Genomic DNA, 21628 nt, shown 5'->3' with positions numbered 1-21628 from the left:
TTAATGCTGTCTATGCGATATTCAAATCGCTACACTAATTTGCATCGATCTTCGATCCGTCGATGTCGCCTCGATGTTGGAGAGGACGGATAAAAACCTAAGACAGGTGCATCCATGACACACGAAGCAAGCAAGGAAGTTCGGCGCGGCGCCATCGAGATGATCGCCGCGATGTTGATCTCGGGCACGATCGGATGGCTCGTCGTTGCGTCGGGGCAATCGCCGCAAAACGTCGTGTTCGTGCGTTGCGCGCTCGGCGCACCGACGCTCGCCGCGATCTGCCTGGCGCTCGGGTTGATCCGCAAAGAGATGTTCACGTGGCGCACGCTCGGGCTCGCGGCTGTCGGCGGCGCGGCGATCGTCGCGAACTGGGTGCTGTTGTTCGCGGCGTACTCGCGCGCCTCGATTTCGATGGCGACGGTCGCCTACAACACGCAGCCATTCATGCTCGTCGCGCTCGGCGCCGTGGTGTTCCGCGAGCGCGTCACGGCGTCGACGGCGGCGTGGCTCGGGGTCGCGTTCGCCGGGCTCATGCTCGTCGTGAAGGTGCAGCCCGCGGTGCTCGCCATGCCCGGGCAGTATCTGAAAGGGATCGGCTACGCGCTCGCGGCGGCTTTCTTCTACGCTGTTTCCTCGATCATTACGAAGCGGCAGAAGGGCACGCCGCCGCAGTTGATCGCATTGATTCAGGTCACGCTCGGCGTGTTTCTGCTCGCACCGTTCGTGAACTTCCATGCATTGCCGAAGACGTTCATGCCGTGGGCCGATCTCGGCACGATCGGGGTCGTGCACACGGGGCTCGTCTATGTCCTGCTCTATGGGGCGATCCAGAAATTGCCGACGTCGATGACGGCAGCGCTGTCGTTCATCTACCCGATCGTCGCCATCGTTTGCGACCGCTTCGCGTTCGGGCAGACGCTTGCCTGGGTGCAGCTCGTCGGCGCCGCGTTGATTCTGCTCGCCGCTGCAGGGGTGAATTTCAAATGGCGCATCGTGCCGGCGCGGCGTGTCGACCGTGCAACGCGCGCGGCGTACGGCGCCGCCAAAGGCGACTGAAAGCCCCTATCCCCGATCTCCAGGGAAATCACCGATGCGTCGCACGAGGCTGCGTCGGTATGATGACAACTGACGCTGATCACGTCGGAAATTGCGCCGTTCGTCCTCGATGATGAACGGCTTTCTTTTTTTGTGCGTCGATTCAGCGCGACGTTGCGCGGCGCAGCCCCCGCGCGCCTAAGCGCGCAGCGCGACGTCGACCACAGGCGCACCCGTCAGTGCGATCAACTCCTGCGGCGACAGATTGAACACCGCGTGCGGATGGCCCGCTGCCGCCCACAGGCTGTCGAGTTGGAGTAGATCCGCATCGATGAGCGTGACGGGCGGGGTCAGGTGACCTATCGGGCAGACGCCGCCGATCGCGTACCCGGTTTTTTCTCGGACGAATTTCGCATCGGCACGGGTGATGTCACCGACGTGCTGCGCGACTTTGTCTTCGTCGACGCGATTGACGCCGCTCGCAACGACGAGCACGGGCGTGCCGTCGTCACGGCGACGAAACAGAATCGACTTGGCGATTTGCGCGACCGAGCAGCCGAGCCCCGCCGCGGCCTCGGCCGACGTCTTGCCCGTGTGCGGCAGCATGACGACCGGCTTTTCGTGGCCGCGTTCGCGCAGCAGCAACGCCACGCGTTGAGCCGAATCAGGCAGTGCCGCAAGCGGTTCGGCGGCGTCCGATGTGCCCGGCATGTTGGTCGGCGTGAAGTGCGGATGCTCCATGTCGCATTCGTTCCTGCGGTTTCGTTATGTTCGTCGATTCGGTTGCGTCGATCGGTTCGTTCGTCGCCGCGCCGCCGCCGTTACGACGCGCATGCGGCGTTGGCCGCTTTGGCGAGCAAAGCCCGCCCTGCGCGCGAGACGTTCGTGCGCCCGATCGCCTTCGAGATGAAATCGCCGATCGCTACGACCGCGTCGAGATCGATACCCGTCTCGATGCCGAGGCCGTTCATCAGATACAGAACGTCTTCGGTCGCGACGTTGCCCGTTGCACCTTTCGCGTAGGGACAGCCGCCGAGCCCGGCCACCGATGCGTGGAAGATCTCGATGCCTTCGAGCAGCGCAGCGTAGATGTTCGCGAGCGCTTGCCCGTACGTGTCATGGAAATGTCCCGACAATTGCTCGCGCGGGAAGACTTTCGTGACGGCGGCGAACACTTCGTGCGTGCGTCCCGGCGTGCCGACGCCGATCGTGTCGGCAATATCGATTTCGTCGCAGCCGAGCGCCGCCATGCGTTGCACGACGTCGACCACGGCCGGCACCGGCACGTCTCCTTGATACGGGCAGCCGAGCGCGCACGAGATGCTGGCGCGCACGCGCATGCCGCTTTCCTTCGCGGCGCGCGCGACAGGCTCGAAGCGCGCGATGCTCTCCGCAATGCTGCAGTTGATGTTCTTTTGCGAGAACGCCTCGCTGGCCGCGCCGAAGATGACGATCTCATCGGCACGCGCGGCGAGCGCGCCGTCGAAGCCCTTCATGTTCGGCGTGAGCACCGAGTAGATCGTCCCCGCACGGCGCTCGATGCCGCTCATCACCTGCGCGCCGTCGGCCATTTGCGGCACCCATTTGGGCGAGACGAACGAAGCGGCTTCGACATTGCGAAAACCTGCCGCCGACAGCCGGTTCACGAGATCGATCTTGATCTGCGTCGACACGAATTCCTTTTCGTTTTGCAGCCCGTCACGCGGGCCGACTTCGACGATCTTGACTGCGCTAGGCAAAGACATGGGATGTCTCCTCGATGGGATTCGTTCGGAATGCTAAGTAAATTGGTGCGATGTCGATGTCGATGCGGATGCAGGCGCAACCCAATGCTTTCAAACACCGCCATTCGCGATTTCAATAGCCGCGCAGAAGGTCGACGATGCCGCCTATCCTTTCGCCGCGCGCAAGTGCTTCAATCTTACGCGTAATTTGCTCGACCGCCGGCTCGCGTAGCGTCAGCGCCGAGATGTGCGGCGTGATCGTGACGCGCGGCATGCGCCAGAACGGATGCTCGGCCGGCAGCGGCTCGTGCGCGAAGACGTCGAGCGTCGCGGCGGCGAGCCGACCTTCGTCGAGCGCGTCGATGAGGTCGTGCTCGACGAGGTGGGCACCGCGCGCCAAGTTCACGAGATAGGCGCCGTGCGCGAGCAAAGAGAACGTGTCTCGGTTCAAGATGCCCTCGGTGTCGGGCGTGCTCGGCAGCAGATTGACGAGCAGTTTCAGGCCGTCGAGAAACGCGGGCAATTCGGCGCGGCCCGAGAAGGCGGTGACGCCGTCGATCGTTTTGGTCGATCGGCTGTAACTGCGAACGGGCAAGCCCAGCGAGGCAAGCGTCTTCGCTACGTGCGTGCCGAGTGCGCCGAGACCGAGCACGCCGACGTGAAACGATTCGCGTCGATGGGGCTCGAGCGCTTGCCAAGGTGCGTTGCCGGCGCTTTCGCGCTGCGCGAGCTCGTATTCGTCGAAGCGGCGCATGTAGCGTAACGCGGTGTGGACGGCGTATTCGGCCATTTGCTCTGCCATCCCCGTATCTTCGAGCCGCACGAGTGGGACGTTAGGTAGCGTGCCGGGTTCGCGCCGTTCGAGCGCGAGCAGCGCATCGACGCCGGCGCCGAGCACGAACACGGCGCGCAAGCCCTCGCGCGGCGCGAAGAGTTCGGCCGGCGGGCGCCAGACGATGGCGTAGTCGGCGCTCGCCGTGTCGCCCGGCGACCATAAGCGCACCTCGGCAAACGGGAGCGCACGCGCGAGCGATGCGATCCAGGCGGGCGCGTCGTCGGCGTGCGGCGTGTAGAAGAGAATTCTCATGTGATGGCTCGGGGCGTGGCGCGAAGCGCGGCCCATATCGGCTGATGATGGGCGTCATTTTAAAGCCGAGCGTGGCCCTACCATCCGCGCGAGCGCATTGATTCGATCAGATGAAAGTCATCTCGATCAAGGACAGAGGCACGAGTTTCAGATCGAGATGATCTGCATCGGGGTCCCATGCGATGACCTTGTCTGTTTCGCTGTCGATGCCGATTGCCGCGTAGGCGTGATATCTGCCGGGAGCGTTGTCGAGTGCGGGAGTCTGTATGAATGCTCGCCTGTGCTTCGGGGAATTCGATTCGGTATACCGGTCAATTTCGTTGGGGCTGACATTCGGCAGTTGCGCCTTCAAATCCCTGCCCTTGATTTCCCGCATTCCATATATCTGCGCGACCTTCCTGATGTTTCGGTCTTCCGAAGTGTTTAGGTTGCTCACCGCGCTTTCATCAAGCGTTTTCCCTTTCGCCGAGCGAAATGCCGCAAGGACGCAGTCGTAGTTGCTTCCGCCGATTTCTTTCGAACTTCTGGCCCATATGGGCTTTTGTCCGTCCCATTTCGGATAGCGCGTCACCACGTCCATCAAAGGTCTACGCACAGCGGTGCTGGTGCTTGCCGCGTCAAGGTCGGCCAGCCACTCTCGCGTCGTCTTTCGGACCGGTGGGCTTTGGAGCGAGACGTCGGAGGAGTCCTCGGAAGACACGACTTCGTTCGAGTACGAAGACTTGCGATGCACCATCGCCGAAAGCGGCGTGGTGGGCGTGGTCGAGCCCGCGGGAGAGACGGAGGCGGTACTGGCGCGCGGCCGCATCTGTTTGATCGGGCGTAGGGCAGGTGCGGTGAAACCACGCCGCTCCGACAATGACGATTGCCGCTCTCTCGGTATTGGCTCGACCGGAGGCGGCGTAGGAGATCTCCTTGCGCGCGGGCTGGTCTTACGCTTGCGTCCAATTGTACTTTTCCACATACGCGTTCCGATACGTCGGTCCCGTTGGGGTCAACGCCGCGCCCCCTTGCTCCGAGCGCAACTCGAGGCATTCGCGCGTGCTCTCCATAAGTAAAACGACGTTAGCCCCGCCGAGCCGCGAAAGCAATTACGCGGCGGCGCAAGGCGGAGCGATCGACAGGAACTTCCTAGGATGTGGACGCGCCGCGCGATTGTCCGAAAACGCCGACGCGCGGCGATAGACCGTCTCGCACATGAGATAAAGCGGGCAACGAGCCGCCGCGTACTACGTACTAGCCCATTGCCTTCCTATCCACGCGTGTTTTATTCCCGGAATAGAGCCTATGAACATCGAAACGATTTACCTGATGACCGAAAACGGGCGCTTCGTCTGTACCGATCAATACGGCGATTTGTCGATCAAGAAGGACCGAGCGGCGCGCTTCCGGGCGTCGGGCGCGTCAGTGGCCGCCGCGCGCACGCGAGCACGGCTCGGCTTCCTCGAGCGGCGCCGGCGCCGCACTCGCCGCGCGCATGCCGAGCCGCTCGAGCAGTTTGCGATCGGCGTCGGCTTGCGGGTTGCCCGTCGTCAACAATTGATCGCCATAGAACATCGAATTCGCGCCGGCCAGGAAGCATAGGGCCTGCAACGCGTCGTCCATCTGCTGACGGCCGGCGGAAAGCCGCACCACCGCGCGCGGCATCGTGATACGCGCAACGGCGATCGTGCGTACGAATTCGAACGGGTCGAGCGGCTCGACGTGCCCGAGCGGCGTGCCCTCGATCGCCACGAGATTGTTGATCGGCACCGACTCCGGATACGGGTCCATGTTCGCGAGTTGCGCGATGAGCCCCGCGCGCTCGCGGCGCGATTCGCCCATGCCGACGATGCCGCCGCAGCAGACGTTGATGCCGGCATCGCGCACGCGCTCGAGCGTATCGAGCCGTTCCTGGTAGCTGCGCGTCGAAATGATCTGCCCATAGAACTCGGGCGACGTATCGAGATTGTGGTTGTAGTAGTCGAGCCCGGCGTCGCGCAACGACTTCGCTTGATGGTCTTCGAGCATGCCGAGCGTCATGCACGTCTCGAGCCCCATCGCTTTCACGCCGCGGATCATTTCCTTGATCGGTTCGAGATGGCGATCCTTCGGGCTACGCCACGCGGCGCCCATGCAAAAGCGTGTCGCGCCGTTGTCCTTCGCGACGCGCGCTGCATCCAATACGGCGTCCACGTCCATCAGCTTTTCGGCTTTGAGGCCCGTGTCGTAATGCGACGACTGCGAGCAATATTTGCAGTCTTCCTCGCAGCCGCCCGTCTTGATCGAGAGCAGCGTCGAGAGTTGAATCGCGTTCGCGTCGAAATGCTCACGGTGCGCTTGCTGCGCGCGGTAAAGCAGATCGTTGAACGGCAGTTCGTAGAGCGCGACGACGTCGGCAACGCGCCAACGCTGCGCAGGGTTCGCTTTCGCTTGCTTGCCCGCTGTCGTTGGGTTGCTCGGCGCGGCGGTTTGCATCGCGTTTTGGGCTTCAGTCATATCGTTCATTCGGTTGGGAATCGATCGTATCGAAAGGGCAAATCGAAGAGGCGCATCAGCCTGCGTGCCTTCGCAGCGCAAGCAGGAGCGTGTCGATGTCGAGGTACGCGGCAGCGCGTTCCGCGGAGGGTGGCGCGAGATGCGGCACCGTGCCGATCAGCGGCACGCCGTGCTCGCGATCGAGCCATTCGCGCAGGGTCTCGACGTTCTCGTCGACGAAACGCATCGCGGGATCGACGATGTTCGCGACCCAGCCGACCATGCGCAGGCCGCGCGCGACAATCGCCTCGGCCGTCAGCAGCGCGTGATTGATGCAACCGAGCCGAACGCCGACGACGAGCACGACGGGCACGCCAAGCGCGAGTGCGAGATCGGCCGTGTCGCGCTTGTTATCGAGCGGTACGCGAAAACCGCCGACGCCTTCGACGACGACGACGTCGGCGCGCCGCATCGCCTCGCGATGGCATTCGACGATCGGCGCGAGTTTGAGTGTCCGGCCTTCCTGCGCGGCGACGATATGCGGTGCGGCCGGTGCTTTGAGCAGGTAAGGCGTTCTGACTTCGGGCGGCAGCAAGGCGCCTGACGCTTCGTCTAGCTGATCGGCATCCTCGTTGTGCCACATGCCGTCGTCCGCGTTGAAATGCGCCCCGGCGGCGATCGGCTTCATCGCGGCGGCGGATAGCCCTGCCTTCGCGAAACCGCGCAGCAGCGCGCACGAAACGAGCGTCTTGCCGATCTCGGTGTCGGTGCCGGTGACGAAGAGCGAAAGCGGCGAACTCATGCGGATTCTCCCGCGCGAACGAGCGCGGCTTGCAGCCGCGCTAAATCGTCGAAGCTGTGGGCCGCCGACAGCGAAATGCGCAGGCGCGACGTGCCGGCTGGAACTGTTGGGGGTCGGATCGCGGGCACCCACATGCCATCGGCGTCGAGGCATGCGGCCAGCGCGAGCGTCTCGTCGTTGCCGCCGATGACGAGGGGCTGCACGGCTGTCGGCGAATCGATCGGACGCCAGCGCGTGCGCTGCAGGATCTCGCGTGTGCGTGCGATGAGTGCCGCGAGATGCCGGCGGCGCGCCTCGCCTTCCTCGCCTGCAATGAGTGCGAGGCTGGCCGAAACCGCATGCGCGGCGGCCGGTGGCGCGGCCGTCGTGAAGATGTAGGGCCGCGCGCGCTGCAGCATCCATTCGATGACGGTCTCGTGCGCAATGACGGCGGCCCCGGCCGCGCCGACGGCTTTGCCGAACGTGCAAAGATAGACGAGATGGGGCGAGCGCAGCGCGGCCTGCGCCACGGCGCCGCGGCCCCGCGGCCCGAGCACGCCGAACCCGTGCGCATCGTCGACCACGAGCCACGCGCCGTGCCGCTCCGCCAGTTCGACGAGCCGCGCGAGCGGCGCAATGCTGCCGTCCATGCTGAACACGGCGTCGGTCACGATCACCTTCGCCGGCGCGTCGGACGCTTCGAGCATAGCCGTGAGCGCCTCGGTATCGGCATGCGGATAGATTTGCACGTCGGCGCGCGACAGGCGAGCGCCGTCGATGAGCGAAGCGTGATTGAGCTCATCGGAAAACAGTGCCGTACCGCGCCCGGCGAGCGCCGTCAACGCGGCGAGATTCGACATATAGCCCGTCGAGAACGTCAGCGCGCGCGGCGCATCCACGAAACCGCCCGCGAAGGCCGCAAGTTCGTCTTCGAGCAACGCATGTGCGCGCGAATGGCCGCCGAGCAAATGCGACCCGCCGCTGCCGGCGCCATAGCGGCGTGCGCCTTCGGCCATCGCCTCGGTCAGGCGCGGATGCGCGGCGAGCCCGAGATAGTCGTTGCTCGCGAAGCCGACGATTTCGCGGCCATCGACGGTCATATGAGCCGCACACGGCGTATCGGCGGTGCGCCGCCGGCGCGTGAGGCCGCGCGCGTCGAGACCGGCGAGCCCTTCGTGCAGCGTATCGAGCAGAAACATCAGCGGGCTCCGTCGGCGAGCGTGGCGTCGAACGTCTCGCAAGTACGCGAGGCAAGCAGCGCGATTGTTTCGGAGTCCAAAATATATGGCGGCATCAAGTAAACCGTGGTGCCGATTGGCCGCAACAACAACTCGCGCGACAAGGCATGCTCGAAGAAGCGCCGCGAGAACGTGCGGGCGGCATCGCCCTCGATCGCCGCGTCGAAGGCGATGATCGTGCCGGTTCGGCGCAAGTGACGCACGGCCTCATGCGATCGCAGTGGCGATAGCGCTTCCATCAACATGGCTGCTTTCGTTGCGTTGCGAACGAGCACGTCGTCGCGCTCGAATAGGTCCAGCGTCGCGAGTGCCGCCCGACAGGCGAGCGGATTGCCCGTGTACGAATGCGAGTGCAGGAAGCCGCGCGCCGTGTCGTCGTCGTAGAACGCGAAATAGATTTCGTCGCGCGAGAGCACGAGCGAAAGCGGCAGATAGCCGCCGCTGATCCCTTTCGATAGACAGAGGAAGTCCGGCCAGATGCCGGCTGGCTCGCAGGCGAAGAACGCGCCCGTGCGCCCGCAGCCGACAGCGATCTCGTCGGCGATCAAATGCACGTCGTAGTCGTCGCAGAGCTTGCGCAGGCCCGTCACGTAAGCCGCGTCATGCATTGCCATGCCGGCCGCACATTGCACGAGCGGCTCGACGATGAGCGCGGCGATACGCGAGGCTTGCGCTTCGAACAGGGCTTGCACGTCTTCCAACGCGCGCAGCGCGACGTCGCGCGCGCTTTCGCCGGGTTCGGCGCGCCGCGCGTCGGGTGAGGCGACGATATGCGCCGGGCGAATCAGCGGATCATAAGCGGTCCTAAACAATGCGACGTCGGTTACGCCGAGCGCCCCGATCGTTTCGCCGTGATAGCCGTTGGCGACGCAAACGAATTCACGCTTTTCCGCGCGGCCGCGATTGCGCCAGTAGTGAAAGCTCATCTTCAACGCGATTTCGACGGCCGATGCGCCGTCGGATGCGAAGAACGCGTGGCCGAGCGTGCCGTCGGTCAGCGCGGACAGCCGTTCGGCGAGCTCCACGGCCCCTTCATGCGTGCAGCCGGCGAGCATCGCATGCTCGAGCGTATCGAGCTGCGCCTTCAATGCCGCGTTGATGTCGTCGTTCGCGTGTCCGAACAGGTTGACCCACCATGAGCTGATCGCGTCGAGATAGCGACGCCCCTCACGGTCATACAGCCAGGCGCCTTTGCCGCGCGCGACGGGCACGAGCGGCAGGCGCTCGTGATGCTTCATCTGCGTGCACGGATGCCAGACGGCCTTCAGGCTCCGGGCCACCCAATCGCGATCGGCCTCGCCTCGGTCGGCCTGTGCATGCGCGTTAGGGTCGTCGATCAGTTGTCTGTTCAATCACCGCTCCATGACACGAAGCCGGCAACACGTTCGCGCCCCGGTTCATGCGAAAAACGCGCGACAGGTACGTCGATTTGCATCGGCGATGGCTGCTGCGCGGACAAAAACGGCGTGAGATTAGCGCGTTCGGCGCGCAATTGCACCTGTCCGCGCGCGGCACCCAGATTGGCTATTTGGGGCTGTTCGGTGCAGGTGGCGACGCTTCGGACAAGATCGATCGAAATCGGCTCAGATGACGACGGCAGAGTGATGTCACGCCAGCAAAAAAATTTGCGAGCGGTGTGCCTGGAACCGATTTATGAGCTGGGCGAGACGCTCGCGCCGAATGCGCCAAGGCACGCCGAGGGGGCGTTCGGCGGAAAAAGAGAGGAAAGGGGGAGCGCGAGCGGGCGCTCGCGCGAGATCAATCGCGGCTGGCGAGCGCCGCTTCGTTCGCGTCGTCGCGGTTCGTCGATAATGCCGTTTGAGTGTCGACGGTCGCGGAAGACTTGTCGTTCCACACGACCTGACTGTCGACGGCGTAGAGCCGGCACGGCGAATTGCCGTTTTCTTTGCGGCAATTGGCGAGCGCGACCGACATCGGATTGTCGCCGCCTTCGGCCCACGACCACGCGCCCGAGGCGGACACGGCGAACGCACGCGTCGGGTACTGATCCAAGAACGTGCGGTAGGCGGCGCGACCTGCCGCGTCGACGTAGGGCACGGAACTCACCGCGTCGATCGAGGCATAGCCCGACGGCTGCGGCATGGTCGGGCCCTGCACTTCATACTGCACGCGCGTGGGCATACCGATCCGCTCGAGGAACGCCGCGACGGACGGCCACCAGATGCGCACGCCGTCGCGATCGACGACGAGCCGGTGCGCATCGTTCTTGTAATCGCCGAAGTCGACCATCTTAGCCGGTGCGCCGTGCTCGACATAGGCGGCGTACATGCGCTTCGTTAAGTTAGGACTCCAAACCGAATCGTTGTCGCCGTAGATCCAGAGCGAGGGCGTGCGCACGGCGTCGCCGTATTGCGCGAACGCCTGCGTGAGGTTGTCCTGCCATCCGGCGCAGGCGTCTTGCCGCAGGCCGCCCGAGAAATTGATGAGGCCGCGCACGCCTTGCGCCGCGCCCATGCCGTAGGCGATCGTCGTCAAGCCGCCGTGCGACGTGCCGGCCACGACGATGTGCGAGGCATCGACATACGATTTGCTCGACATGTAGGCGATTGTCGCCTTGACGTCGTTCGCTTGCGCGACGCCGTTTTTCTCCACGTCGCAGCCTTCTTGCTGATACGTGCCGCCCGAATCGGCGAAGCCTTCGCGGTTCGGCGCGACGACGACGTAGCCGCGCCGCACGAATTCGCGCGCAAACGAGAGCGGACGGCTGCGCGGTTGCGCGCGCGGATCGCCCTCGATCTTGCCGTGATTGAAGACGACGAGCGGGAACGGGCCCTCGCCGTCGGGTTTGTAGATGGTCGCCTCGAGCGTGATCTTTCCGGCCGCATCGACGGGAATGCGCACGATGTGCTCGTTCATGTTTCCCGCGAGCGGGGGCAGCACATAGGCCGTGTCGTCGAAGTCGAGCGGTGCGATGCGCGCGCGGGCGAGCGGCCTCGTGTCGTTCGAGGCGATCGTCATGTCGCGCATGGCGGCGCTCGGCGACGGCGCGGTGGCGTGGGTATCCGCACTTGCACTCGCACCTGCGTCGGCGAAAGCGCTCATCCATGCGCACGCGCACAAACAACCGACGAATACGTTTTTTAAACTCATGCGCGTGTCTGCCCTGAATCACAAAAGTGCATCGCGACGACGAACCGGGCATGTCGATCAACCCGGCACTGTCAGTATCCGCGAGCCGCTCGCGATGCCGTTGCCTGAAAAGAGGCCGGCACCGGCCGCAATTCGCCCCTTCGGCAGCGGCGAAGAAGCGGCGGCCAATAGCGCAAAACAGCGGGAGCGTGGCGTGCGGCGATGATCCGCTAGGCGTTAAGCAAAGGCTTAAACCGTGCGCTCGATTGTTGTCGGCGGCATTTGCAGCCGGCCGAACGCCAACACACCACGAGCATGGTCATCGTAGCGTTGCTGAAATGATCCGTGCAATGCAGGAGAACCCGGGGCGCGTAGCGGCCCGAGTCGATGTGTCGGCAACCTTTGCCGCAGCAAAGATGGCCCGAAAAGGAGCGCGAGTTAGCGCTCGCTGACGTCGCCGTCCACGTAGCGCCAGCGTTCGTCTTCGCCGCGCACGAAGCGGCTGACTTCGTGCAGCCGGTGTCCGCGGCCGCCCTGTTTGTAGCGAGCGACGAATTCGACGATCGCATGACGCGCGTCTTGTGCCTCGAATCGTCTGACCTGCAAGCCGAGCCAGCGCGGTGCGTCGGCTGCGTCGAGGGCGTTGGCCTCTACGTCGAGGTTGGCGGGACAGGTGGCAGCGTCCCATGTCGCGCGCAGATAGTCTGTGTGGCCGAGCACGTAGGCCGTGTAGCGTGAGCGCATCAGTTCGAGCGCCGTCGGCGCCACGGCGCGACCGTCGAGATACGGGCCACAGCAGGCATCGAATCGCGGCGGCCGCGCGTTCGCGGGGCGGCCCGGTGCCGCGCCCCCGCAGGGGCACTCGAGCGGTGCGCTCCTGCGCGTGCCGGCTGCCGTCATCGAGCAAGCCCCCGTGCGATCAGAATCTTTTGGATATCGCTCGTGCCTTCGTAGATCTGACAGACGCGCACGTCGCGATAGATGCGCTCGACGGGGAAGTCGCTGACGTAGCCATACCCGCCGAACGCTTGGATCGCGGCCGAGCAGATGCGCTCGGCCGCTTCGGACGCGAACAGCTTGGCCATCGCCGCTTCGGTCAGGCACGGCAGGCCCGCGTCTTTGAGCGAAGCGGCATGCCAGACGAGCTGACGGGCGGCTTCGAGTTGCGTCGCCATGTCCGCGAAGCGGAATTGAACGGCTTGGTGTGCATAGAGCGGCTGACCGAAGCTTTCCCGCTCGCGCGCATAGGCCAGCGCGGCTTCGAACGCCGCGCGCGCCATGCCGACGCTTTGCGCGGCAATGCCGATGCGCCCGCCTTCGAGCCCCGACAGTGCGATCTTGTAGCCTTCGCCTTCCGCGCCGATCATGTTTTCAGCCGGGACGCGGCAGCCTTCGAAGACGATCTGCGCCGTGTCGGACGAATGCTGGCCGAGCTTGTCTTCGAGCCTTGCGACGACGTAGCCGGGCGTATTCGTCGGCACGATGAACGCGCTGATGCCGCGCTTGCCGGCGGCTTTGTCGGTGACGGCCAGGACGATCGCGACGTCGCCGTTCTTGCCGCTCGTGATGAATTGCTTGACGCCGTCGATGACGTAGCTATCGCCGTCGCGCACGGCGACGGTACGAAGCGCCGACGCGTCCGAGCCCGCTTGAGGTTCCGTCAGACAAAATGCGCCGAGCATGTCGCCGCGCGCGAGCGGTGTCAGCCATTCGCGCTTTTGCTGCTCGCTGGCATAGGCGAGCAAGATGCTGCAAACGGGACAGTTGTTGACCGAGATGGCGGTGGACGTGCCGCCGTCGCCGGCCGCGATCTCCTCGAGGATCACGGCGAGCGCAAGCGCATCGAGGCCCGCACCGCCATACTCCGCGGGCACGAGCACGCCATAGGCGCCGAGCTCGGCGAGTTGCCGGTGCACGTCTTTCGGGAACGTGCGCTCGCGGTCCCATGTGGCCGCATGGGGTGCGATGGCCTCGCGCACGAACGTGTGCACGGCGTCTCGTATCATCGAGTGATCTTGGTCGAGCACCATGGCCGACGTCTCCCTGAATGTCGTATTTGCTTAGGACTGCTTGCGATCTACCGTCATCTACCAATCGATCGCCGTCCCGTCGTATTGAACGAACCGGCCGTGATACGTTTCGCGATCGACCGACGCCGCGGCGACGACCGAGCGCATGCCCGAGACGCTGCGCCCGACGTCGATCGCCGCCTGCGCGCCGCCCATCGCCGTGCGCACCCAGCCGGGGTGCAGCGCGATGCAAGTGGCGCGTCGCGTCTGCAACGCCGCGATGCGCAACGCGCAGTTCAAGGCGGCTTTGCTCGTGCGATAAAGCCAGCCCGTCGTGCCCGTCGCTTCGGTGATGCTGCCCATCCGGCTCGACACCACGCCAAGCACGCCATGGGCCGACTCGACGAGCGGCAGCACCACGGGCATGAGCATCATCGGGCCGCGCACGTTGGTCGTCATGACGTAATCGAAATCTTCGACGGTGAACGACTCGACCCCTTCCGTGGCGGGCCCGTAGACGCCGGCCACGATGAGCGCCGCGTCGAGCCGCTCGCCGGCGAGCTTGCCCGCCAGCGCGGCGACGTCGTCCGGCTCGGTCACGTCGAGCGAAATCGTCGACACGTTGAGCGCGTCGAGTTCGGCGAGCGATTTGCCGTCGCGCGCCGTGGCGATCACGCGCCAGCCGGCCGCGTCGTACTGGCGCACGAATTCGTGGCCGATGCCGCGCGATGCGCCCACGATCAAGACTGTCTTCATCGATCCACTCCCGTCGCGATGCATTCGCGTTCGATTCGTGCGATGCGCATCGACGATGCCCGCGCACCATCGATGCGCAGGCCGCGCCGATCGTTCAGAGGATCTCGACGCCCATCGCCGTTGCCTCGCCGCCGCCGATGCACAGGCTTGCGATGCCGCGCTTGCCGCCGCGCTTGCGCAATGCACCGATCAACGTGACGAGAATGCGCGCGCCCGAGGCGCCGATCGGATGGCCGAGCGCACAGGCGCCGCCGTTCACGTTGACCTTTTCGTGCGGCAGCCCGTGGTCCTTCATCGCGGCCATCGTGACGACGGCGAATGCTTCGTTGACTTCATAGAGATCGACGTCGTTCGCGCGCCATGCGTTTTTCTCGAGCAGCTTGCGGATCGCGCCGACGGGCGCCGTCGTGAACTTGGACGGCTCTTGCGCGAACGACGAATGGCCGACGACGCGCGCAAGCGGATCGAGGCCGAGCCGTTCCGCGGTCGACGCGCACATCATGACGAGCGCCGCGGCGCCGTCCGAGATCGACGATGCGTTCGCGGCCGTGACCGTGCCCGTCTTGCTGAAGGCCGGCTTGAGCGTCGCAATCTTGTCGATATTGGCCTTGAACGGTTGCTCGTCGCGCGTGATCGTCACTTCGTCGCCCTTGCGGCCCGCTACCGTCACGGGCGCGATTTCCCAGGCGAACGAGCCGTCTTCGTTCGCGCGCTTGGCACGCAGCAGCGATTCGATGGCGAACGCGTCCTGCGCTTCGCGCGTGAAGCCGTAAGCACTCGCGCATTCTTCGGCGAACGAGCCCATGAGGCGGCCCTTGTCGTAGGCATCCTCCAAGCCGTCGAGGAACATGTGATCGAGCACCTGGCCGTGTCCCATGCGCATGCCGCCGCGTGCCTTGGGCAGCAGATACGGCGCGTTCGTCATGCTCTCCATGCCGCCTGCGATCATGACGTCGACCGAGCCGGCCGCGAGCATGTCGTGCGCGAACATCGCCGCGCGCATGCCCGAGCCGCACATCTTGTTGACGGTCGTACAGCCCGTCGCGAGCGGCAGGCCCGCGCCCAGCGCCGCTTGGCGCGCCGGGGCCTGGCCTAGGCCCGCGGGGAGCACGCAGCCCATCAGCACTTCCTCGACTTGCTCGGCTTTCAGGCCCGAGCGCTCGAGCGCGGCCGCGATGGCCGCGGCGCCGAGTTGCGGCGACGTGAGCGAGGCGAACTCGCCTTGAAAGGCCGTCATCGGCGTACGGGCCGCCGAGACGATCACGATCGGGTCTTTCGCGTTGTGCGTTGCGTCAGTCATGTTTGAGCTCCTTGATCACACCCTTGGCCACGGCTTCGACGTTCGCGAGATCCGCGGCGTCGGCGGCGACCACGTCGTTTTGCGCCGTTCCGGCCTGCTCGGCCGAGAGCGCGGCGACACAGCGTTGATAGGTTTTCTCGAGCGAGTCGGCGCTCGAAATCGTCATGCCGAGATTGCGCACGCGCCCGTCATGCACGCCATAGGCGAGGCCGTGCACCGTGAGCGGCTGGCTGCGCGCCCAGGCGTCGTTGACGATCGTCGTGCGGCAGACGTTGACGACTTGTTCGATCGTGTTGAGCTCGACGAGGCGGCGATGGCGCGCCACCATCGGCCATTGTTCGAGCAGCGCCTCGTGCTTGGCGCGCACGTCTTGAATGTGATGCAGCCAATTGTCGGCCAGGCCGACGCGGCGATCGTGCAGCGCGGCGCCGACACCCGAGCAGCCGTAATGGCCCACCACCATGATGTGCTTGACCTTAAGCAGATCGACGGCGAATTGGACGACCGACAGGCAGTTCAGGTCCGAGTGCACGACGACGTTCGCGATGTTGCGATGGACGAACACTTCGCCGGGCGGCAGGCCGATGATTTGATTCGCGGGTACGCGCGAATCGGAGCAGCCGATCCACAGATACTCGGGTGCTTGCTGATCGGCAAGGCGCGCGAAGTATTGCGGGTCTTCGGCGAGCATGCGTTCGACCCACGCTTCGTTATTGGCGAACAGTTGTGCGAGCGGATGGTTCTGATCGTTCATAGGGCGTCGTAGTGCGTCGTAGTGGTTGAGCCCTGACGGGCTATGAAGGAAAGCCGACCGAGTGCATGGCGAGCAGGCTCATGCCGCGCGTGCCGCATCCGTGCCGCCGCCGTCTGTGCCTGCCGCCGCGGCTTCTTGGGCCGCAGCGGCATCGTGCGGCGCGGCGAAGCGCGCGGGAAAGCGATGGCTGAAGCGCACGCTTTGGTCGTAGGGAAAGAAGTCGGGCAGATCGCCCTTGAGCAACAGCTCCTTATGTTTTTGCCAGAGCTTGGGGTCGAAGAAATCGGCGTGATGGCGCATGAAATACTGGCGCACGGTGGGGTCGCCGAGCAGGAACGTCGAGTATGTCTCGGGAAAGATGTCGTTGGGCGCGACCCCGTACCAGGGCTCGGCCGAGAGCTCGTCCTCTTCGGTTTGCGCTTGCGGCACGTGACGGACGTTGCAGTCCGTCAAGTATTCGATTTCGTCGTAATCGTAAAACACCACCCGCCCGTGCCGCGTGACGCCGAAATTCTTGTAGAGCATGTCGCCCGGGAAGATGTTCGCCTGCATGAGTTCCTTGACCGCATCGCCGTACTCCTTGACCGCATGCTCGATGTCGGCTTCGGTGCCGTTTTGCAGGAACAGGTTGAGCGGCACCATGCGGCGCTCGATATAGACGTGCTTGATGACGAGGCAATCGCCTTCGTATTCGATCATCGACGGCGCTTCCTTCTCGAGTTCGCGCACGAGTTGCTCGTCCAGCCGGGCGAGCGGCAGCGCGACGCTCGAATATTCGAGCGTGTCGGCCATGCGCCCGAGCCGGTCGTGCCGCTTGACGAGCAGATACTTGTCTTGGATCTTCTGCCGCGTGGTGTCCTTCGGGGGCGGAAATACGTCCTTGATGATCTTGAAGACGTAGGGGAACGAAGGCAGCGTGAAGACGACCATCACGAGCCCCTTGATGCCGGGCGCGATGATGAAGTGATCGCTCGAATGCGAAAGGTGCTTGAGCAGATCGCGATAGAAGTTGTTCTTGCCTTGTTTTTGCAAGCCGACCGACGTGTAGATCTCCGCCTTCGGCTTGCCCGGCATGATCGTGCCGAGGAAATCGACGTAAGCCGAGGGCACGTCCATGTCGACGAGAAAATACGAGTGCGAGAAGCTGAAGATGATCTGAAGCTGCTCGCGCTTGAGCAGCACGGTGTCGAGCGCGAGCAGGCCCGGCTTCGTGTGACGGACCGGCACGGCGAACGGCAGCAGCACCTCGCCGTTGATGATGCGGCCGATGATGTAGGCGGCCTTGTTGCGAAAGAACAGCGACGAAAGTACGTGCACTTGGAAGTTGAACGCTTCCGAGAAGGCGCCGTACGTCTCGTGGATCGTATCGATGATGCAGGCGACGTCGCGCGTCAAATCCTCGAACGGCGGCTCCAACTGGAAATTCGTGACGATGCGCTCGAGCGTGGCGGCCAAACCGTCTTTACCCGGGTAGTAGGCGCGATAGGTGGGTTTCGCCGCCGGCTCCTCGTTTTCGAGGTACTCCGTCGAGATGACGGGCCGCACGAAGATGAAATCGTTGTTGAAGTACGAACGATGCAGAATCTTGCAGCAGACCGAATTGAAGAACGTTTCGGCGCATTCGGGTTGCAGATGATGCGTCAGCAGGCCGATGTAGTGCAGTTTGATTTGCTGCCAGACTTCGTCGTCGATGTTCTCGGCGTCGTATTCGTCTTCGAGCAGATGCACGCATTCCTCGACGCGGTCGTCGTACGACGCGATGCGATCGCGCGCGAGCGTTTGCAGCGCGGGCCAATCGGCGGCTTCGAACAGCGTCTTCGCGCGCACGGCGGCGTCGCGGAAATTGCCGTAGTGCCGATTGAACCCCTCGAGCATCGTCTGTGCGACGTCGAAGCCGATCTGCGACGACAGCAGTTTGGGAAAGTGCTTCATGTGCTCTCTATGTGCCCTCGGATTGCGCGATGCTGTCGTTCGCTACGCCTTTGCGCGGGGCGTCGATACCGTTTTCGGCCAGCATCGAGCGGCACTGCGCTTCATATTGCGCCAAGTCTTCGAGCGTGGCGGTCAAATCTTCGAGCTGACGTTCGAGCACTTGGCGGTGCTCGGCGATCATCGCGAGGAACGCATGCAATTGCGGCACGGTATCGGTCGGCGACTCGTAGAGGTCGAGCAGATCGCGAATTTCCGACAGCGTGAAGCCGAGCCGCTTGCCGCGCAGCGTCAGCTTCAAGCGCGTGCGGTCGCGGCCCGCATAGACGCGCCGCAGGCCGTTCGCGCCCTCGCGACGCGGCGAAAGCAGCCCCTGGTCTTCGTAGAAGCGGATGGCGCGGGGCGTAACGTCGAATTCGCGCGCGAGTTCGGTAATCGTGAAGTGCTGGGTCATGGCGGACGCGTCGGGGTAGAATCGACGGACGTTTACGTTATCGTCAACTTCAACAAAGTGCAACTGGCGATGGGCCGGTTGCGTTCGACCGAGATTTTCCCGATGAATGCGTTGGAACATCAACTCGACTATCCGTTCGCCGACGAATTGCCTGAGCCGGGGCGTTTGCGCGAGGTGGCGCCCGGCGTCTATTGGGTGCGCATGCCGCTGCCGTTCGCGCTCGATCACATCAATTTGTGGCTGTTGCGTGACGAAATCGACGGCCGGGCGGGGTGGACCGTGGTCGATTGCGGCATTGCCGACGAGGCGATCAAGGCCAATTGGGAGCGCATTTTCGAGCACGAGCTCGGCGGCTTGCCGATCTTACGCACGATCGTCACGCATTGTCACCCCGACCATCTCGGTCTTGCCGACTGGATCTGCCGGGGCGGCGCGCATGAGCGCTGGAACGTGCGGCTTTGGATCACGCTCGGCGAATACATGCTCGGGCGCGTGATGGCGGCGGGGGACGGGTCGAACGCCGGCGGCGAAGGCGCGGCGCGCCATTTCGCCCGGCATGGGCTGCTCGACCCCGTTGCGCTCGACAAGCTGCGCAACCGTCGCGATTATTACGCGAAGCTCGTACCGTCGGTGCCGTCGCAGTACCGGCGCATGCGCGAGGGCGACGTCCTTCGAATCGGGGCGAACGATTGGCGCGTCGTGACGGGCTACGGGCACTCGCCCGAGCATGCGGCGCTTTTTTGCGAGGCAGCGGGTGTGCTCATCTCCGGCGACATGGTGCTGCCGCGCATTTCGACGAACGTCTCCGTTTTCGATATCGAGCCCGAAGGCAATCCGCTCGCGCTCTACCTCGAATCGCTCGGACGCTACGAGTCGATGCCCGCCGATACGCTCGTTTTGCCGTCGCACGGCAAGCCGTTTCGCGGGATGCATACGCGCATCGCGCAGCTTCGCGCGCATCACGAAGCGCGGCTCGCCGAAGTGCGCGAGGCGTGCGCCAGCCAGCCGATGAGCGCGGCCGACATCGTGCCGATGATGTTCAAACGCGCGCTCGACATCCATCAAATGACGTTTGCAATGGGCGAAGCGCTCGCCCATTTGCATTTGCTTTGGCTCGCCGGCGAACTCGCCCGGATCGAAGGCGCAGACGGCATCATGCGGTTCGCGCCCGCCGCGTAAGGCTGGCCTCGCATCTGCCGCAAGTGATCGCGGCAGATGGCGCATAGAAAGTGCATCCAACACGAACCGTCTCCGCGCACAAGCGGCGCGGTCGCGTTTTTACGCCCGTATTTGTCCTCACTCAATGTGCATACTCGGCGTGCCGTAAAGCCGATGGGCAACCCGACGAAAGCAGTCGGCGCGCCGATGTCTGCACTCTGAACCGCGAGGCAAATGATGAATATTCGGCGCAAGCTGCAGGTGTTTTCACTGGTGACCGTGCTGTCGATGGGCGCGGGCGTTCTCGTGTGCGCAATGGGTCTGAAGGATGCGATGAAAGCCGAGGACGTCTCGCATCAACGCGAGGACGTCTTGCAAGGCGTCACCGAGATCAAGGCGAGCGCGCTCTCCACCATCCAGCTCGATCCGACCACCGACGATACGAAAAAAGTCTTTGCCGATGCCGAACAGAACATCGGCAAATGGTCGTCGACGTTGAACACGTCGATCGTCGATCCCGCGCGCGCCGACGAATTTCGCGCACTGATCGCCAAGTGGAACGCCTACGATCAAAAATCGCATACGCTGATCGACCTCGCGGCCCATGACGCGAAGGCGGCCACGGATCAAACGACCGCCCTCTACCATTCCGATTTCGAGCCGTTTCAGCATGACCTCGAAAAGATGGCCGACGAGATGAACACGGTCGCCAAGCGGCGAAGTGCCGATGCGCACGCCGTCGTCGATTCGGTATTCGTCACCGTGATCTCGGTCATGCTCGTCGGCATCGCGATCGTCTGCGTCATGATCTTCAAGCTTGCGCGCTCCCTGAACACAGGCATTACCTCCTTGCAGACGGCGATCGAGCGCATCAGCAGTTCGCGCGACTTCACGTTGCGCGCGCCCTTGCTCGGCAACGACGAACTCACCCGCACCGCCGTCGCATTCAACGATCTCATCGAACGTGTGTCGGCCGCGCTGCGCGAAGTGTGGGTGGCCTCCGAGTCGGCCAGCGGCGCAACTCGCGAGATTGCCGCGGGCAATGCCGATTTGTCCGCTCGCACGGAGACGCAGGCAGCCTCGCTCGAGGAGAGCGCCGCGAGCATGGAGGAACTCACGGCGACGGTGTCGCAGAACGCCGAAAACGCCAAGGCCGCGAGCGCGCTGGCCGGCAACGCGTCCGAGGTCGCGCACACGGCGCATGGCATCGTCGAATCGATGGTGTCGACGATGGCCGAGATCAGCCGGCATTCGTCGCGCATCGGAGAAATCACCGCGTTGATCGACGGCATTGCGTTCCAAACGAACATCCTCGCGCTCAATGCGGCCGTCGAAGCCGCACGCGCCGGCGAGCAGGGCCGCGGCTTCGCCGTCGTGGCAGGCGAAGTGCGCAGTCTCGCGCAGCGCGCATCGAGCGCCGCAAAGGAAATCAAGGGGTTGATCGAGACATCGGTCACGACAGTCTGTACGGGCGAATCGCAAGCGGCGCAGGTCCGACGCACCATGGCTGAAATTCAGCAAGGGGCTGGGAAAGTGGCCGACGTCGTCGACGAGATCTCGGCCGCCTCGGTCGAGCAAAGCCGCGGCATCGCGCAGGTCAATCAAGCGGTCAGCCATATGGACGAAGTCACGCAGCAGAACGCCGCGCTCGTCGAAGAGCTGTCGGCCGCTTCGCAGGCGATGGCGCAGCAGATGCAGGCGCTGCGCGATGCGGTGGCGAGCTTTCACCTGGGCGAGACGTCCGCGGCGGCCGTGCCGCTTCGGTCCGCGCAGACACCTGCCGGACGACCACGCCCGCACGCGGCGTCGCACGCGACACGGCTGGCAGCTTGAGCGAGGTGGCGGTGGGCGCGGTT

20 protein-coding genes are annotated in these 21628 nt (G+C 64.3%); 4 read left to right on the top strand and 16 right to left on the bottom strand.

The window, feature by feature from the left end; translation table 11 throughout:
* Positions 1–114 precede the first annotated feature (114 nt).
* Positions 115–1056, top strand: a complete 942-nt coding sequence (locus tag J3485_RS16985; protein ID WP_206954907.1) for a DMT family transporter — start codon at positions 115–117, stop codon at positions 1054–1056.
* Positions 1057–1233: 177 nt separating this feature from the next.
* Here the strand turns inward: J3485_RS16985 and J3485_RS16980 are convergent, their stop codons facing one another.
* From J3485_RS16980 to J3485_RS16940, 9 genes are all read right to left on the bottom strand, one after another.
* Positions 1234–1746 (bottom strand): YbaK/EbsC family protein, encoded by a 513-nt coding sequence (locus J3485_RS16980; protein WP_206955848.1) that lies wholly within the window; start codon positions 1744–1746, stop codon positions 1234–1236.
* 110 nt (positions 1747–1856) lie between these two features.
* Positions 1857–2780 (bottom strand): hydroxymethylglutaryl-CoA lyase, encoded by a 924-nt coding sequence (locus J3485_RS16975; RefSeq protein WP_206954905.1) that lies wholly within the window; start codon positions 2778–2780, stop codon positions 1857–1859.
* Between the two features lie 112 nt (positions 2781–2892).
* Positions 2893–3846, bottom strand: a complete 954-nt coding sequence (locus J3485_RS16970; RefSeq protein WP_206954902.1) for a 2-hydroxyacid dehydrogenase — start codon at positions 3844–3846, stop codon at positions 2893–2895.
* A gap of 106 nt (positions 3847–3952) precedes the next feature.
* Positions 3953–4654, bottom strand: a complete 702-nt coding sequence (locus tag J3485_RS16965) for a hypothetical protein (protein ID WP_206954900.1) — start codon at positions 4652–4654, stop codon at positions 3953–3955.
* A gap of 596 nt (positions 4655–5250) precedes the next feature.
* Positions 5251–6324, bottom strand: a complete 1074-nt coding sequence (gene bioB / locus J3485_RS16960) for a biotin synthase BioB (RefSeq protein WP_374192429.1) — start codon at positions 6322–6324, stop codon at positions 5251–5253.
* 55 nt (positions 6325–6379) lie between these two features.
* On the bottom strand, positions 6380–7105 hold the full coding sequence (gene bioD, locus J3485_RS16955; RefSeq protein WP_206954895.1) for a dethiobiotin synthase: 726 nt from the start codon (positions 7103–7105) through the stop codon (positions 6380–6382).
* Positions 7102–8283: an 8-amino-7-oxononanoate synthase gene (bioF, locus tag J3485_RS16950; protein WP_206954893.1), complete on the bottom strand. Its 1182-nt coding sequence runs from the start codon at positions 8281–8283 to the stop codon at positions 7102–7104. Before bioF ends, bioD begins: the two co-directional genes overlap by 4 nt.
* Positions 8283–9659: an adenosylmethionine--8-amino-7-oxononanoate transaminase gene (gene bioA, locus J3485_RS16945; RefSeq protein ID WP_206955847.1), complete on the bottom strand. Its 1377-nt coding sequence runs from the start codon at positions 9657–9659 to the stop codon at positions 8283–8285. Before bioA ends, bioF begins: the two co-directional genes overlap by 1 nt.
* 421 nt (positions 9660–10080) lie before the next feature.
* Complete coding sequence (locus tag J3485_RS16940; protein WP_206954891.1) at positions 10081–11385, bottom strand: alpha/beta hydrolase family protein; 1305 nt, start codon at positions 11383–11385, stop codon at positions 10081–10083.
* Between J3485_RS16940 and J3485_RS16935 the strand changes: the two genes are divergently transcribed.
* Positions 11300–11638: a hypothetical protein gene (locus tag J3485_RS16935; protein WP_206955884.1), complete on the top strand. Its 339-nt coding sequence runs from the start codon at positions 11300–11302 to the stop codon at positions 11636–11638. The genes J3485_RS16940 and J3485_RS16935 overlap by 86 nt on opposite strands.
* A 212-nt stretch (positions 11639–11850) precedes the next feature.
* Here the strand turns inward: J3485_RS16935 and J3485_RS16930 are convergent, their stop codons facing one another.
* The 7 genes from J3485_RS16930 to J3485_RS16900 form a co-directional block, all read right to left on the bottom strand.
* The gene (locus J3485_RS16930) at positions 11851–12312 is read right to left on the bottom strand and encodes a YchJ family protein (RefSeq protein ID WP_206954888.1); all 462 of its coding nucleotides are present in this window, start codon (positions 12310–12312) and stop codon (positions 11851–11853) included.
* A complete protein-coding gene (locus tag J3485_RS16925) occupies positions 12309–13442 on the bottom strand; it encodes an acyl-CoA dehydrogenase family protein (protein WP_206954886.1) in 1134 nt (377 codons plus the stop codon). The genes J3485_RS16930 and J3485_RS16925 overlap by 4 nt, the downstream gene beginning before the upstream one ends.
* Before the next feature lie 57 nt (positions 13443–13499).
* The gene (locus J3485_RS16920; protein WP_206954882.1) at positions 13500–14177 is read right to left on the bottom strand and encodes an SDR family oxidoreductase; all 678 of its coding nucleotides are present in this window, start codon (positions 14175–14177) and stop codon (positions 13500–13502) included.
* 94 nt (positions 14178–14271) lie between these two features.
* Positions 14272–15477, bottom strand: coding sequence for an acetyl-CoA C-acetyltransferase (locus J3485_RS16915; RefSeq protein ID WP_206954881.1), 1206 nt, complete (start codon positions 15475–15477; stop codon positions 14272–14274).
* Positions 15470–16231, bottom strand: coding sequence for a carbonate dehydratase (can, locus tag J3485_RS16910; protein ID WP_206954879.1), 762 nt, complete (start codon positions 16229–16231; stop codon positions 15470–15472). The genes J3485_RS16915 and can overlap by 8 nt, the downstream gene beginning before the upstream one ends.
* A 78-nt stretch (positions 16232–16309) precedes the next feature.
* Positions 16310–18163 carry a bifunctional isocitrate dehydrogenase kinase/phosphatase gene (gene aceK, locus J3485_RS16905; RefSeq protein ID WP_206954874.1) on the bottom strand — a complete coding sequence of 618 codons (1854 nt, stop codon included), beginning with the start codon at positions 18161–18163 and terminating at the stop codon, positions 16310–16312.
* 7 nt (positions 18164–18170) lie between these two features.
* Entirely contained in the window at positions 18171–18614 is a 444-nt protein-coding gene (locus J3485_RS16900; RefSeq protein ID WP_206954873.1) for a MerR family transcriptional regulator, read from the bottom strand.
* 102 nt (positions 18615–18716) lie between these two features.
* Between J3485_RS16900 and J3485_RS16895 the strand changes: the two genes are divergently transcribed.
* Both J3485_RS16895 and J3485_RS16890 read left to right on the top strand, forming a co-directional pair.
* Positions 18717–19793 (top strand): MBL fold metallo-hydrolase, encoded by a 1077-nt coding sequence (locus J3485_RS16895; protein ID WP_206954872.1) that lies wholly within the window; start codon positions 18717–18719, stop codon positions 19791–19793.
* Positions 19794–20009: 216 nt separating this feature from the next.
* On the top strand, positions 20010–21605 hold the full coding sequence (locus J3485_RS16890; protein ID WP_206955846.1) for a methyl-accepting chemotaxis protein: 1596 nt from the start codon (positions 20010–20012) through the stop codon (positions 21603–21605).
* The last annotated feature ends 23 nt before the right edge of the window (positions 21606–21628 follow it).

Origin of the sequence: Trinickia acidisoli (assembly GCF_017315725.1) — a bacterium.
GTDB lineage: Bacteria > Pseudomonadota > Gammaproteobacteria > Burkholderiales > Burkholderiaceae > Trinickia > Trinickia acidisoli.
This window is presented reverse-complemented; position numbering and strand designations above follow the sequence as displayed.